This is a genomic window from Dapis hubbardiae BLCC-M172, from assembly GCF_050016015.1.
GTDB lineage: Bacteria > Cyanobacteriota > Cyanobacteriia > Cyanobacteriales > Microcoleaceae > Trichodesmium.
The window spans coordinates 14,298-28,854 of the sequence record NZ_JBNHEQ010000148.1 but is presented as its reverse complement, the minus strand read 5'-3'; the positions used below and the strand labels follow the sequence as shown (position 1 = coordinate 28,854).

The window sequence follows — 14,557 nt, the reverse complement described above, 5'->3', positions numbered from 1 at the left end:
CCCACACTTCCGACACTTCCGACACTTCCGACACTTCCGACACTTCCCTCCCCCCTAAAAATGGGGGAATCTCTTCTTTCTCAAGAGAATACCCCCCTGTACTTGATAACTAAAATCAGGTTATATCTATCTATAGCCTATAGCATACCAGCACTACCAAGCCCTAAAATTATTCCTGCTCCCAAAATATGACCAAAACTGGTAGTAGCTAATAATTCTGGTATTCCAAAACCAGTAAAAATTGCTGGTAACGATACGGGTAAATCTGGCCCTTGTCCACGATTTTGCTTTGAAATAGCATAGTAGCCGATGACAATTGCCACTAAATTACAAGTTATCATTATAATTGCTACTTTTGGTGACCACTCTGCAGAGAGAGGATGAGATTGTGCTGCTAGAATTAAACCAGAGTAAATCAAGTTCTTATCTCCTTAAATTAAAAAGATTTGTAGCAAATTTAAAATACCTTGCCCGATCAGGTGGTTTTTAAATCAACTTATGTTTTATGTTTTGTGTTTTGCAAATTATAAAGAAACTTTAGCTAAAAGCTATAATTTGTTTTAATAATTAACAATGACTTTAAGTTTTGATACAAAAATCTAAAATTTAGTTAATAGTAGGTATAATTAATGCGCGTCAAAATTTGTGGAATTACAAAACTAGAGCAAGGACAAGCGATCGCTCAGATGGGAGCAACAGCTCTAGGATTTATCTGTTTTCCCAAATCACCTCGTTATATTACTCCAGAAAACATCATAAATATTGTCGAGCAATTACCAATAAATATTGATAAAATAGGAGTATTTGTTAATCCTGAAATAGATTTATTATCAGAAATAGTTATAAATACCAAATTAAATGGAATACAACTACATGGTGATGAATCTCCAAAATTTTGTCATCAACTACGTCAGTCAATACCAAATAACATAGAAATAATCAAAGCGCTTAGAATCAAATCTCCTCAAGATTTAACAAGAGCAAAAATTTATGAAAATCATGTCGATACTTTACTTCTAGATGCTTATCATCCAGATAAATTAGGAGGCACTGGTAAAACCTTAGATTGGAAAATTATTGAAGAATTTCACCCTACTTTTCCTTGGTTATTAGCAGGTGGTTTAACTCCAGAAAATGTAACAACAGCAATAGAAAAATTCATATTTGTTTCTGAACCTAAAATAGAATTTAATAATGAACTTCATAATAACTTTTGTGGCATAGACTTATCTAGTGGTGTAGAAAGGGCGCCTGGTGATAAAGATTTAGTTAAAGTCAAAGAATTATTTGATAGTTTGGCGAAACTTAGGATTAAAGTGTAGAAAGAAAACCAACTATCATGTCTGGTACAACTTTATAGAAGCTATTTGGTATCTTTGCCTGGGATTAAATTTTTGAGTTATGAGTCGGGAGTGGAATAGAGGCAATACACCGAAAAGATTGAAAAATTCTCTCTTACTCCCTTACTCCCCTACTTTGAAGATTAGAATCAGATTTTTATCATCATTAAATCTTTCTATCTATACTTCCTTAGTAGAAAATCATAAAGATTTTCATTTTATGAAGCTTCTAAAAAAATTCGGCGGGTCAAAGGAATTTTGGTTGCATCCTCACAAAAATTTTGATATCATAAAAATTAACTGGGTTTACTCGCCTATATACATGATTTTTTGTTCAACTAAATTTCCTTTCTAGTAGATAATCATAGCAAATCCGGGTATAAAAACAGGCTTGTCCCATGGTTCAATCCCTTGTTTAGCAAAAGCTTTCAATAATGGATAATGGATAATTGATAATTGATAATTGATAATTGATAATTACCTCTCCCTAAAACGGATAGGATTGAATAAAAGGAAAATCTTTTCTCTCTTGGTCGATTGGATATGGCGTAAGCGCGTTCCGCACAACGCGCGTTAACGCGGAGCGACATGAAAAGCGTTTCGCTCCGCGACATGAAACGCGGCTCTGTTAAGAGCGGGAGACCTCGCCATCCCATCTACCAGGTCATGCTCCGCTTGCCGACCGCTTGTTTCTCCTTGAAAGGAGAGGCTTTAAACCTTTATTTTTCGGTAACTTTAAAAAATACCCTCTCAGTAAGGTGGATTTGGTATCAAATATTCAGGAATTTTTCCCAGGAGCAATACCAGAAATATTTTCATCTTGTGCAGCTCCCATAAATGCTTGTTTTTCCCGGATCAAATTTTTCCATCCATCCCTCCTCAGTAGAAAACCACAAACATTTTCATTCTGTGAAGCTCCTGAAAAAAATCGGCGGGTCAAAGGAAATTCGGTTGCATCCTCACAAAAATTTTGATATCATAAAAATTAACTGGGTTTACTTGCCTATATACATGATTTTTTATTCAACAAAAGATAGTATAGTTTCCAGGGCGATAGAACTCCGTTCCGCTTTTGCTGCGCGACATGAAAGGCGGAAGCTATATCGCTCAGGTTGTAGAAAGGAAAATCAAAAGACTTCTTGCAGAAGTCAGGGAATAGGGAATAGGGGGTAAAAATTGTTGATTTTATGTCTTTAATTAATTTAATTAAAAATTTTGCAAGAAGTCTAAAGTAAAAGATACAGTCAGGGGTTCTATAGAATCTTCCTCAACTATCCATAAAATTTGCTCTTACTTTCACAAATCAATCTAAATATTGACCAAAATATAGCTAAAATATTCAGGTTTTTATTCTTTTTAATTGTGCATAAATTATAACTGAAACAATACTCCAATATATCGGAGCAAAAACATATTGGCTCAGAATGCTTACTAGATCATTTACCATTTCTGATTTAATCACATAAGCTGTGATAATTGTTAATGGAAATATTATCAAAAAGCCAACTCCAAATAAAATCAATTTAAGTCTAGTAATTAACCAGAAATACCCTTTAGTTAACTCCCAAGTATACCTAATTCCATCTACAGGTGAAACACCATCAATTGTAACAGTATGCCAATAAAAACCAAGGCGTGTACCAATATAAATTATTGGTAAAAGAAGTAAGATTAAAAAAGATTGACTTGACATTAATTCAATTGGCATAAATGTAATTGGAGCGAATACAATCAAAGGCAAAATTAATATAGGAAACCACCTTTTTATACCTCTGGAAAATGCTTCCATCAATGTAACCTTGCTGCCATTCAGATATCGCCAAATATAAAAATAACTAATTGCGAATAACCAGGGAACAACAAATACTATCAGAAGTCTATCTAGCCAAGAGCCTATCGTGCTAGATTCTGGCAAAAAAATTATAATTATTGCTAATATAATAGCAGGCAAACCTATAACTAAAAGAGGTAAATATATAGCAATAATAGTTTTTAAAGTTTCCTTGAGCAAATTTCCATAACTAATATCTTTGTATTCCATAATCTGGTATAATCAACAATTAAATTTTAGGAAAGTATTTGGCTATCAGCTATCAAATTCATAATTAAATATATAGGGAAATTACTATTAATATTTTGAACCACAATTCGCAGTTAAACTTATGGCAATCGTAAATTAGTTATGACAATTTTTATAAGAGTTAATTTTAACTTAAAACCTAGAAAATTCTGACTGTACCTCGCCAATCCAACAGTTACTCCTAATACCATTTCTCAAAAACTTTATCTATTTCAGAGTAGGGGAGTAGGGGAGTGTAGGGACGTTGCATAAGGGCGTCCCTACGGGAGAAGTAAACATAAGAATAATTAACATTAACTGACAAGTAATTATCAAAAAAGTTATTCGGCTTGAGTTAATTACTTAAGAATTGAAGTGCCACTCAAGTATAGCATTACTTTTAGTAATTGGTATAACTCAGTTATAACTCCTGTAACGACGAAATGCCATTCGTCCCTACCACCAAAATATGACAACTTAAATAGGATTGCTATAGAACATATTAGCTAAATTTCGCTATCAATAATTAATATAGATTTTTATTCACAAAATAGCCTAAATACCAACATAAATAGGAAACAAAATAGTTTAGTTTTAAGTCACAAGTAACTCGTAAGGATCGGGGGACATCTAACGCCAAAATCAAATGCCAAAGATGGAAAAAACGCAATCCTAAAACCTAGAATATTTATGTATTCTTCTACAAACCTTACTTTTTCAACAATCAAATTAGTAGTAACATAGGAGTATCCAAATAACATGGCAAATATCTCAGGAGATAACAATGATAATCTCTTAATTGGCTCTCCAGAACCAGATTTTATGGAAGGTTTTGGTGGAAATGATACTATTTTTGGTGAAGCAGGAGATGATACTCAAGATGGAGGAGAAGGAGAAGATGAAATTTTTGGTGGTATTGGATCTGATTCTTTAATTGGTGGTGAAGATAATGATTTCTTGCAAGGAGAAGATGGACGTGACTCACTATTGGGTGGCCCAGGAGAGGATAGTATTGAAGGTGGTCTGGGGAATGATTTTTTATTAGGAGAAGATGGCAACGACTCTTTATTTGGAGAAACTGGAGATGACTTAGTAATTGGTAATCAAGGATTTGATTTAGTTACTGGAGGGGATGGTAACGATACATTAAGGGGTAGTCAAGGGGATGATAGTATATTTGGAAATCTTGATGATGATGTAATATTTGGCGACCTAGGAAATGATATTGGTAATGGCAGTATAGGTAATGATTCTCTTTTAGGTGGTGAGGGTGATGACTCTTTAGATGGAGGTAGTGGTGATGATACTATTTTCGGAGAAGCAGGTAATGATTTACTATTTGGAGGTATTGGTAGTGATTTTATTAATGGTAATAGGGGAAACGATCAAGTTTTTGGTGGAGAAAATGTAGATAATCTTCGTGGTGGAAAAGGTGATGATACAATATTTGGTGAACAGCAGAATGATTCTCTTTTTGGTGACTCAAATAATGATTTAGTTATTGGTGGTATTGGTGAGGATACATTGTTTGGTGGAAAAGATAATGATACCCTTCAAGGTAGTGATGGTAATGACTCTTTGCTAGGTGATCGAGGCAATGATATATTATTTGGTGAAGCTGGAGAAGATACATTAACTGGTGGGGAAGGATCTGATATTTTTGTGCTACCTGGAGAATTAGGTAATGTTGATGTAATAAATGATTTTAATCCCTTAGAAGATTTCTTGGCTTTAAGTGGTAATTTGACTTTTGAAGATTTAACTTTTGAACAAGGAACTGGTTTAAATTTTAGAGATACATTAATTACTATTGAGAATGGGAGATTATTAGCAATATTGGTGAATGTTCCAGCTTCCATAATTTCAGAGGAAGACTTTATAGATATTAGTCAACCTTTACCTGAAGCTGATTCTAATACTAATAATACTGATGAAGTTCTATAATTATTGAGAATTATCAGACCAGTTTTCCAACAGATAGCGTAATCTTAACCGGGGAATATAAGGCCAACCTCCCTTTGTTTCAATATCCTTGAGTAAATTGTAAAGTGCCTGACGATTATCTGGCAATGTTTTTTGAAATGAACCTTCTCTAATTTCTTGATGTAAGCTTTCCAGAGTTCGTAGGATAGCCAATATTGCCATTGGATCGTCCTGGTGATTTTCGGCTATAGCCTTTACTGAATCTGCTAATGATTGTAAATCACTATGTAAATTTGTTGACTCATTTTCTATATTTGTTTCCATATTACCAATTAAGAGCAACTTGACCAATCCCCAGACTAAAGCCAGATAAATTCTAATATAATAGGTCACAGAGAGTATATCGGCAAATATTTATCCAAATATTATTATAGGCTATTCCTTGTGATTCGGTCTTCTACCGTAACAGTCTAACTATAATATTATGTAGCAAACATTTATCACGGCTGCTCTCACATCTTCTCCAGAGCTTTTGCTACCCCTTATGTTGATAAATGTTAGCTCTTAGATAATTAGTTAAATTCAGTCATGGCAAGATATTAACTTAAGTATATTTACTTATGCAATTTTAATTTGTATAACTGAATTTAAGAAAAAGTAACCAGCAATGTAAAATATTATTTTGGGTTAATACTTAAAGATAAATCTACTCTCACACCAACCAGATTGAGAATGTGAAGAATAACTTTATCCTAATTGCCCTAACTTTCCCATCAAATCTAAAATCTAAAACTGGATTAATCATACTGCGTAAACATATAACGCAGTAGCAATGTTAAATATTGAATGTTGAATCTTGAGGTTGACAATGAGGTATCGCACTTTAATTGCGGCACTATTAGCTGTGTGTTTGAGTTTTTTAACCGCCTGTTCAGAAGGCATTGATAGTAATAAACCACTTACTTATGAAGACATTGTAAATACTGGCTTGGCCAACAACTGTCCTGAGTTACCAGAAACTGCTCGTGGTTCTATTGCTCTTGACCAAGATGAGTCTTACATTTTGACAGATTTGTGTTTGCAGCCAACTACCTATTTCGTTAAGGAAGAACCAACTAACAAACGCCAAGAAGCAGAATTTGTTGAAGGAAGAAAATTAACACGGTACACTTCTACTTTAGATCAAGTAACAGGTGAGCTTGTCTTTAATGAAGATGATTCTTTGACATTTAACGAACAATATGGTATTGACTTTCAACCCATAACTGTTCTTTTACCAGGTGGAGAAGAAGTTCCATTTCTATTTACTGTCAAAGGACTTATTGCTAATAGCCAGCCTGGTATTACTGCCATCAATACTTCTACTGATTTTAAGGGAATATACAATGTTCCTTCCTACCGAGGCTCTAGTTTCCTAGACCCGAAAGGTCGTGGTGTGACTTCAGGATATGATAATGCAGTAGCTTTACCAGCTAGTTCAGATGATGAAGAGTTTGTCAAAGCTAATGTTAAGTCAGCGGATACTCTTCTCAAAGCTGGTGAGATGTCCCTTCAAATTACTAAAGTAGATGGGGAAACAGGTGAAATTGTTGGCTTCTTTGAGGCGGTTCAGCCTTCTGATACAGATTTAGGCGCAAAAGAAGCTGTAGAAGTTAAAGTTCGTGGTACTTTTTACGGTCGGGTAGACACAGTTTCTTAGGCTAATTGACATACTTCCCCGACAAATCAAACGATTGTGTCGGGGTAAAATTATAGTAATCTTCTTGGGGGACAAGCATCTTGGAATTAAAGTTTTTCCAGTCTTTAGGCTGGAGATTATATGGTTTGTACTAGAGATGCTTAAGAGTCCTAAATTTTTGTGAAAAATAATTGAACTAGCTATTAATAAACAGCTATTTAATATTATTGTTTATATATACTTATAATATAATTAGTATTAGGTAGTGATCCAAAATTAATTTAGATATACTCTAAAGCTGAAAAGCATAAGTTGTAAAAACTACAAATCAGCTCTAACTAAAACTATAATTAACGTAGTTGTGTTTGATATCACAGTCTAATAATCCTCAACTCACACCATTTATTATATATATCCATCAATATAATCTTTATGTGATCTACCATCAGTGGTTGGCTCTCAAAATCATCGTAAAAAATCGGTAAGTGGGAAACCAGCCTGTTTTAACGGCTGGATGGAAACGACACGACGGGTTTTAACCCGTAGTCCAAATTCGTGTTATGATTAAGTCCAAAGACACGAAGACCTCTGAATCATGGTGAAAGCCCGATATCTAGTGGACGCTTCAGTTAAAGGGTAGCTAACCGAAAAGGTGGCTCGGTGCTTGCCAGCACTCTGTTTCCAGCCGTTAGACAGCACGTTGTACCTCAGAGCGAGTGAATCAACTAACAACCTAAAAAAAAGTAGCCTCAATGGTCGCCAGACCGGAGAGAGTAGTGGCGATTGGCACCGCCTTGTGAGCTGCTGCTGCTGCATTCGTACTACGGTACGGTGCTGGCAATGTGGCCGTTTCGAGCAGTGTAGAAATCGTGGTTTTAACCCGATTTACAACTCCTAGTCACGAATCCACGCGACTTTAGTCCGTGGAGTGTCAAAATATAGCTATGTCTACCACCATCACTCAAGAACTAAAAAGTGAAAACCTAGAACTGTTGCACCAGTATCAACAGTCTCCTTCTCATCAACTCCGGAACCAATTAGTTAAACTTAATGTTGGACTTGTAAGAAAGGAAGTTTATCATTGGTTAAATAGATGTACGGAAACCTATGATGATTTACTCCAAGTAGGTTGTATTGGATTAATTAGAGCAATTGAGCGATTTGATATTTCCAAGGGACGAGCCTTTAGTTCTTTTGCTACTCCTTATATCCGAGGCGAAATTCAGCATTATCTACGAGATAAAAGTCCTTCTGTACGTATCCCTAGAAATTGGTTAGCTATGGATCGGCAGGCCACAAAAGTGATACAAGACCTCAGAGCAAAGTTGAAGCGGAAACCTACAGATTTAGAGGTGGCTTCTGCTTTGGATATTTCTTTGGACCAGTGGCATGAAATTCAATTGGCCTGTCGTAACCGTGCCCCTCTGAGTTTAGATGCTCCAGTTCAAGATGAAGCTGATGGAGCTACTTGTTTGGGAGAATTAGTCCCGGATAGTCAGTATCGTAGTTTTCAGTTAGCTCAAGAAGACCAAATTCGTTTGCAGCAAGCATTAGCTAAATTGGAGGAGGGTACTCGTAAGGTTTTGGAGTTTGTATTTTTGTGTGATTTGACTCAGAAGGAGACAGCCGAGCGAATGGGAATTAGTGCTGTTACTGTTTCTCGTAGAGTTAAGAAGGGCTTAAAATCTTTGCAAAAAATAATGGAATAGTAATTAATAGCCAAACTAAAACATTAGAAGCTAACTATTATGTCAAGAAATTTTGATGAAGTCAAAACCCTTGATATTACCTCCTTTCACTCCGTTCCATTCGCATCGGACGTACTTTTCAATAATTGATAATTGATAATTGATAATTGATAATTGATAATTACCTCTCCCTAAAAGGAAGAGGATTGAATAAAAGGAAATTTTTTTTGTTTCTCCATGAATAGAGAGGCTTTATACCTTTATTTTTCGGTAAATTTTCCCACCTACTTACTTATTTATATATATACATAATCATCAATAATGATATAAGTCTTCTATTGAGATAAAGTTATTTAATTATTTTGAGCGCTCAGATTAAGTTGTAGATAAAATTAACCTGCTCCCCATAGTCTACAACTTAATCTGGAAATACTGAATTTTAATAGATACTATTACAAACCCCGCCCAAGTTATAGATATGGGTGGGGTTAGTTTTTTATACCGACTATATTCCAGTCTTTTGTGAAAGGCATGATTAGATTTTGCCTTTCATCCAGTGCTTGAATAAATTCTCTTTAACCATACTTTGTCGCAACACTTCAACTAAATATTCTTGGGCTTCCTCCCGACTCAAGCTTTTAACTTCGTCCCGTAGAACTTGTAATTTGAATTGTTGCTCCATAGTTAAGCTGCTAGACATTTCCATAGTTAACTCCTCCTTGTTTAGATAGTAGATATTGGCCTATGTATTAAGGCCATTACTATCCTAAATGTTATATATTTCCTAATATGTAAATTATCGTAACATTTGCTTGACATACTGTCCATCATGTACATTATAAAATTAATTTATTCCACAAAAGTTAACATTAATTTAATAAAACCTCACTCTTAAGGGCAGGGTTTAAATAGAAGCTAGAAGTTTTATGATAATTAGGTTAGGACTTATGTCCTATGAAGTTGAAAAATGGAGGACTGGCTAATGGATGCAATGGAATTTTTTCAAAGAAGTGCTGGTAAATGGCGATCGCAACGTACAACCCATCACCTAGCCTTTAGACAAGCGGAAATGGGCAGCTCAGATATTGAAGTAACTAGCTTGGATGCTAAAGATCCAAAAATAGTAGAAATCTGCAAAATGCACGAAATCGATCCAAATTTGGCTGCTGGAGGAGCTTTTGTAACTTGGGATGGTTCTATGGCATGGGATAAAGATGATGAAAATCATAAGGGGTCAACTGTATTTGCTATTGTTCCTGACTCAGAAAATCCTAGAAAAGGCAGAATGTTGCGAGAGCGTGGCTATGCTGAAATTGTCCCAGTTGTGGGACTGTTTGAGATGGATGATGAGGATGGGCTAAATTTAATTACAGAATATGAAACTATGAGTTCTATTGAAAGATTCTGGTTTCCTAGCCCTAATCTGAGGATGCGAAGCAGTGCAGTGAAGAGGTTTGGTGGGTTTAATACTTCTACTTTTTGCACGGAAGTTCGGTTAGAGGAAAGTAACTCAGACTTAGAGGCAGAAAAATCAAAGGATAATGGACAATTTTATTCTGCTTTTGGTTGGTAGAATTTAGAATTTAGAATTCAGAGGTTAAATTCCCAGTTCACTAGGGTGTGTTTTTGGCTCAGAGCCGACATGAAAGGCTATGGGACATGAAAATGAAATGCAACGCACCGCCTATCCCAAATATTTCTATCCCAAATATTTCGGTGCGTTACGCTATTGCTCTATACGCAATAGTAAATTCATTTTGTGAAGCACCCAGTCAGAGGAGATGAATAGTAAAAATTTCCGACTATTGCTCTATACGCAATAGTAAATTCATTTTGTGAAGCACCCAGTCAGAGGAGATGAATAGTAAAAATTTCCGACTATTGCTCTATACGCAATAGTAAATTCATTTTGTGAAGCACTCAGTCAGAGGAGATGAATAGTAAAAATTTCCAACTATAATATTTATCTAACTATACCCTATCCCCTGTTCCCTGTTCCCTGCAATATCAAAAATATTACAGATTGTTGCGTAAGTTAATAAAAGTATGACCTGGATTGCCTCAATCCCTTAATCTAAAGGTTGGCTATTGATGCAATTTTCTGAATCACGATAAAGCTTAGTGTGGTATGGCCACACTTGATAAATCACATTTAATAATTTTAAGGAGATTCTGACGTGGCGATTCCATTATTAGAATACAAACCTGTAACTCAAAACTCACGGGTTGCGGGTTATGAAGTCCCTGGTGACGACCAACCAATTATTTATTCTGCCGAACTTTTACCCTCTCAATCAGAGTGGAATGAGTTAATTTGGGCAGCTTATCGCCAAATTTATTGTGAACATCAAATTCTGAAGAGCGATCGCCAAATCTTCCTAGAATCTCAACTAAAAGATGGTCAAATTACAGTTCGAGATTTTATTCGAGGTTTGGTAATTTCTGCTCCATTCCGTCGGAACAACTACGAGACTAATAGCAATTATCGCTTTGTTGAGTTATGTGTTCAACGGGTGTTAGGTCGTGATGTTTACAGCGAAAGGGAAAAAATTGCTTGGTCTATTGTTGTAGCGACCAAGGGTATTGAAGGTTTCATTGATGAGTTGCTTGATAGTGAGGAATATTTAGACAACTTTGGCTTTGATACTGTGCCTTACCAGCGCCGTCGGGTTTTACCCCAGCGTGATGGAGGAGAAACTCCTTTTAATCTGAAGACACCTCGTTATGAGTTCTACTATCGGACTATTCTAGGATTCCCTCAAATCGTGTATCAAAATGAAATACGTCGCTTTATTCCTCAAGAAAAGAAGGCTCAGGCAGGCGATCCTTCGCTATTCTTGAATTTAGCACGGGGTCTTGGTGTACAAGGGATTGCAACAACAAAACCTAACTTAGGTAGTATTAACCTGGGTATGGTCCCTTATCGTAAAGTATAATTTACGGCTTGGCTTCAACACTTCTGTGGAGTGAAATTAAGTTTTGTAGAGGTGGAGTATTTGTCCAGAGTATTTAGTAAATTAAGCAAAATATCTGGTGTGAATATTCTGTCTCTACAAAATTTTTTTAGGTTGACAATCTCCTATAAATCTGAATTTTGAAATATATGAACTATGGATAAATAAGAATTATCTAAATGGGGTTTACCGAATGATTTAAGGTCTAAAGCGTCTCCTTTTCAGGATCAAGAAAAAAGAAAAAGAACATTTTGGTCAATTTAACTCGGAAAAGGGAAAATTATCCACATATTTTAGAGACGGGTTTGAAGTATTAGCCATAGCGTAATTAACTTATTGTCAGCTAGAAATGGCATTAGAGATTGAATGTATCAGGAAATATAAAAAGGAGATAGGGAATAGAGAATAGGTATGGAGGGAGAAAGAAATTAAGACAAATATTTATCGGTATTAAATCTAGGAATATATGTACTGAATACTTTTCTATCTACTAAATTTCAATCCCTTGAAGTATTAGTGCTTTTAGATTTTAGGCACTTCTTTGCTCTTTTAATACTTATTTTACAAACAGTCTCTTAGTATTGATAGTCTTGAGGGAGAATTAAAAGTAATTATAAGGAGGTAAATTGCCGATCTTAGGAGTTAAAAGATTTCCATCCTGATAGCTGACTAGCGAGCTAGCTGAATGCTTACTTTTATCTAACTATAAAACTCCCACCAACAAGTTAAAAAATTACCGAAAAATTAAGGTATAAAGCCTCTCCATGAATGGAGAAAAAAGAAAAAATTCCTTTTAGTCAATCCTTCTATTACAGAAGGGGTAATAATTAATTATTAATTGTTGAAGCTCCTTACTCCAGGATATCAGATCAAAAAAGTTAGTATGTTTCAGTAATTGTAAATAATAAGTTTACTAAGAGAGAGCTAGTAAGAAGGTTTGGCTAATATTTTCCTGGGATTTTGCATAGCTTAAATTATTTTCAAGGTAAGTTTGAGTATCTTTAGTACAATCTTGATTAAAAAAAACTATACGATCGCGTCCCTTTTCTTTCGCATGGTAAAGTGCTTGGTCTGCTTTGGCAATTAAAGATTGTGGAGAGTCTGCTTTAGTAGGGATGACACTTGCAACTCCCATACTCATAGTAACATATTTACTTACTCTAGAAGCAGAATGATTAATGTGTAGTTTGTGAATAGCTGTACGAATTAATTCTACTACTTTTTCTGCATTTTTATCAGATGTATTTGGTAAAATTATGGCAAACTCTTCACCCCCATAACGAGCTACTAAGTCTGCGGAACGTTTAACAGTTTGTTTAATTGTTTGAGCAATTTTTCGTAAACAATCATCTCCTGCTAAATGACCATAGTAATCATTGTAATATTTAAAATAATCTACATCACATAAAATTAGAGATAAAGGTGATTTAGTTCTTGTCAGTCTACGCCATTCTTTTTCTAAATATTCATCAAAAGAACGACGGTTAGCAATACCTGTTAAGCCATCTAGTCTAGCAACTTTTTGGAGTTGCTGATTAGTAATAATTAAAGCTGCTTCGGCTTTTTGTAAGGCTAAGTTTTGCTTTGTTAGTTTTGATTCTACTTGTTTTTGAGCTGTAATATCTATAATCAAACCTTTAATTGCTAATAATTCCCCATTTGAACAGTAAACTCCTTTACCTTGTTCCCAAATCCATTTTAGTTCTTTTTTGGCTGTAATTATCCGATAAATCAACTGAAATGGTTGATTGTTGACTAAAGCTTTTTGTCTTTCTTGCCCAAGATATTTTCTATCTTCGGGGTAAATTAATTGGTTATAGATAATTTGATTTTGAATTAATTCCTCGGGTTGATAACCAGTCAGACTATAAAAATTATCACTGACAAAGTTCATGTTTAAATTACAATCATTACTACTATAGTAAACCATGCCTGGTAAATTTTCTATTAGACTTTCTAGCATTAATTTATGCTCTTTGAGTTCATTTTCTACCTTTTCTCTTAAAGATATTTCTTGTTGTAATTTTTGATTTTGAGATTGTAGTTGTTTTTTCAAAGAATGTATTTGAACATGGAACTTAATTTTTGTTAAAACATCATCTGCTTGTATCGGCATTTTAATATCATCTAAGTTTTCTATATTTAATTGCTTAAGTTTGTTTATTTCATTTTGATTGGCTCTCATGAGAATTATCGGAATATTTTTTGTTGATTCTGAACTTTGCAAAAATTGGCAAATCTGTAATTTATCTTTTTCTAATGCCAGATTTATTAATATTAGCTCTACCGATATATTTTGTAATGTATTGATAGTTTCTTCTGCACTATGAGCTACTACAAATTCATACTCATTTTCTCTCAATAGACTAGATAATAACTTGAGGTTGCTATAGTTATTTTCTACTATACAAATTACTGCTTCAGGAGATGCTTGTAAATTTTTCATTTTTCTAAAAATCTGAAATTATTGACAATTAATTAAATATATAGCTAAGAAATAATTAGTGAGGACATAGATTGATAATTATTCTAGAAAGCGAAAATGTTTTTCCAACTGTTTCCTGTTCTCTGTTCCCTATTTCCTAATTGGGACATAGATTGATAATGAACCTAGAAAGCAAAAATGTTTTTCTAACTATTCCCTATTCCCTATTCTCTATTCCCTAATTCGGACATAGATTGATAATTAATCTAGAAAGCGAAAATGTTTTTCTAACTATTCCCTATTCCCTATTCTCTATTCCCTAATTCGGACATAGATTGATAATTATTCTAGAAAGCGAAAATGTTTTTCCAACTATTCCCTATTCCCTATTCCCTATTCCCTATTCCCTAATTCGGACATAGATTGATAATGAACCTAGAAAGCGAAAATGTTTTTCTAACTATTCCCTATTCCCTATTCTCTATTCCCT

12 protein-coding genes are annotated in these 14,557 nt (G+C 34.6%); 6 read left to right on the top strand and 6 right to left on the bottom strand.

The annotated features are described in order from the left end of the window. Positions 1-137: 137 nt before the first annotated feature. A complete protein-coding gene (gene psaK / locus ACP6PK_RS13080; protein ID WP_426559974.1) occupies positions 138-419 on the bottom strand; it encodes a photosystem I reaction center subunit PsaK in 282 nt (93 codons plus the stop codon). A gap of 210 nt (positions 420-629) precedes the next feature. Between psaK and ACP6PK_RS13075 the strand changes: the two genes are divergently transcribed. Further along, positions 630-1,322, top strand: coding sequence for a phosphoribosylanthranilate isomerase (locus ACP6PK_RS13075; RefSeq protein ID WP_426559973.1), 693 nt, complete (start codon positions 630-632; stop codon positions 1,320-1,322). Positions 1,323-2,118: 796 nt separating this feature from the next. On the opposite strand, the gene ACP6PK_RS13070 is transcribed toward ACP6PK_RS13075, so the two are convergent. Both ACP6PK_RS13070 and ACP6PK_RS13065 read right to left on the bottom strand, forming a co-directional pair. Continuing rightward, complete coding sequence (locus tag ACP6PK_RS13070; protein WP_426559972.1) at positions 2,119-2,280, bottom strand: hypothetical protein; 162 nt, start codon at positions 2,278-2,280, stop codon at positions 2,119-2,121. Between the two features lie 399 nt (positions 2,281-2,679). Continuing rightward, on the bottom strand, positions 2,680-3,381 hold the full coding sequence (locus tag ACP6PK_RS13065) for a hypothetical protein (RefSeq protein ID WP_426559971.1): 702 nt from the start codon (positions 3,379-3,381) through the stop codon (positions 2,680-2,682). 777 nt (positions 3,382-4,158) lie between these two features. Here ACP6PK_RS13065 and ACP6PK_RS13060 point away from each other — a divergent pair. After that, positions 4,159-5,343 (top strand): calcium-binding protein, encoded by a 1,185-nt coding sequence (locus tag ACP6PK_RS13060; RefSeq protein WP_426559970.1) that lies wholly within the window; start codon positions 4,159-4,161, stop codon positions 5,341-5,343. On the opposite strand, the gene ACP6PK_RS13055 is transcribed toward ACP6PK_RS13060, so the two are convergent. Next, the gene (locus ACP6PK_RS13055) at positions 5,344-5,715 is read right to left on the bottom strand and encodes a hypothetical protein (protein ID WP_246844130.1); all 372 of its coding nucleotides are present in this window, start codon (positions 5,713-5,715) and stop codon (positions 5,344-5,346) included. Positions 5,716-6,190: 475 nt separating this feature from the next. On the opposite strand from ACP6PK_RS13055, the gene psbO reads away from it, so the two are divergent. Together psbO and ACP6PK_RS13045 are read left to right on the top strand one after the other, a co-directional pair. Continuing rightward, positions 6,191-7,021 (top strand): photosystem II manganese-stabilizing polypeptide, encoded by an 831-nt coding sequence (psbO, locus tag ACP6PK_RS13050; protein WP_094672894.1) that lies wholly within the window; start codon positions 6,191-6,193, stop codon positions 7,019-7,021. 923 nt (positions 7,022-7,944) lie between these two features. Next, positions 7,945-8,709, top strand: coding sequence for an RNA polymerase sigma factor SigF (locus ACP6PK_RS13045; RefSeq protein WP_426559969.1), 765 nt, complete (start codon positions 7,945-7,947; stop codon positions 8,707-8,709). Positions 8,710-9,223: 514 nt separating this feature from the next. On the opposite strand, the gene ACP6PK_RS13040 is transcribed toward ACP6PK_RS13045, so the two are convergent. After that, complete coding sequence (locus tag ACP6PK_RS13040) at positions 9,224-9,394, bottom strand: NblA/ycf18 family protein (RefSeq protein WP_094673865.1); 171 nt, start codon at positions 9,392-9,394, stop codon at positions 9,224-9,226. A 276-nt stretch (positions 9,395-9,670) separates the two neighbouring features. Between ACP6PK_RS13040 and ACP6PK_RS13035 the strand changes: the two genes are divergently transcribed. After that, the gene (locus ACP6PK_RS13035; RefSeq protein ID WP_094673864.1) at positions 9,671-10,261 is read left to right on the top strand and encodes a phycobiliprotein lyase; all 591 of its coding nucleotides are present in this window, start codon (positions 9,671-9,673) and stop codon (positions 10,259-10,261) included. Between the two features lie 604 nt (positions 10,262-10,865). Next, positions 10,866-11,624 (top strand): phycobilisome rod-core linker polypeptide, encoded by a 759-nt coding sequence (locus ACP6PK_RS13030; protein WP_426559968.1) that lies wholly within the window; start codon positions 10,866-10,868, stop codon positions 11,622-11,624. 931 nt (positions 11,625-12,555) lie between these two features. Here the strand turns inward: ACP6PK_RS13030 and ACP6PK_RS13025 are convergent. Next, positions 12,556-14,088 (bottom strand): diguanylate cyclase domain-containing protein, encoded by a 1,533-nt coding sequence (locus ACP6PK_RS13025; RefSeq protein ID WP_426559967.1) that lies wholly within the window; start codon positions 14,086-14,088, stop codon positions 12,556-12,558. Positions 14,089-14,557: the final 469 nt, after the last annotated feature.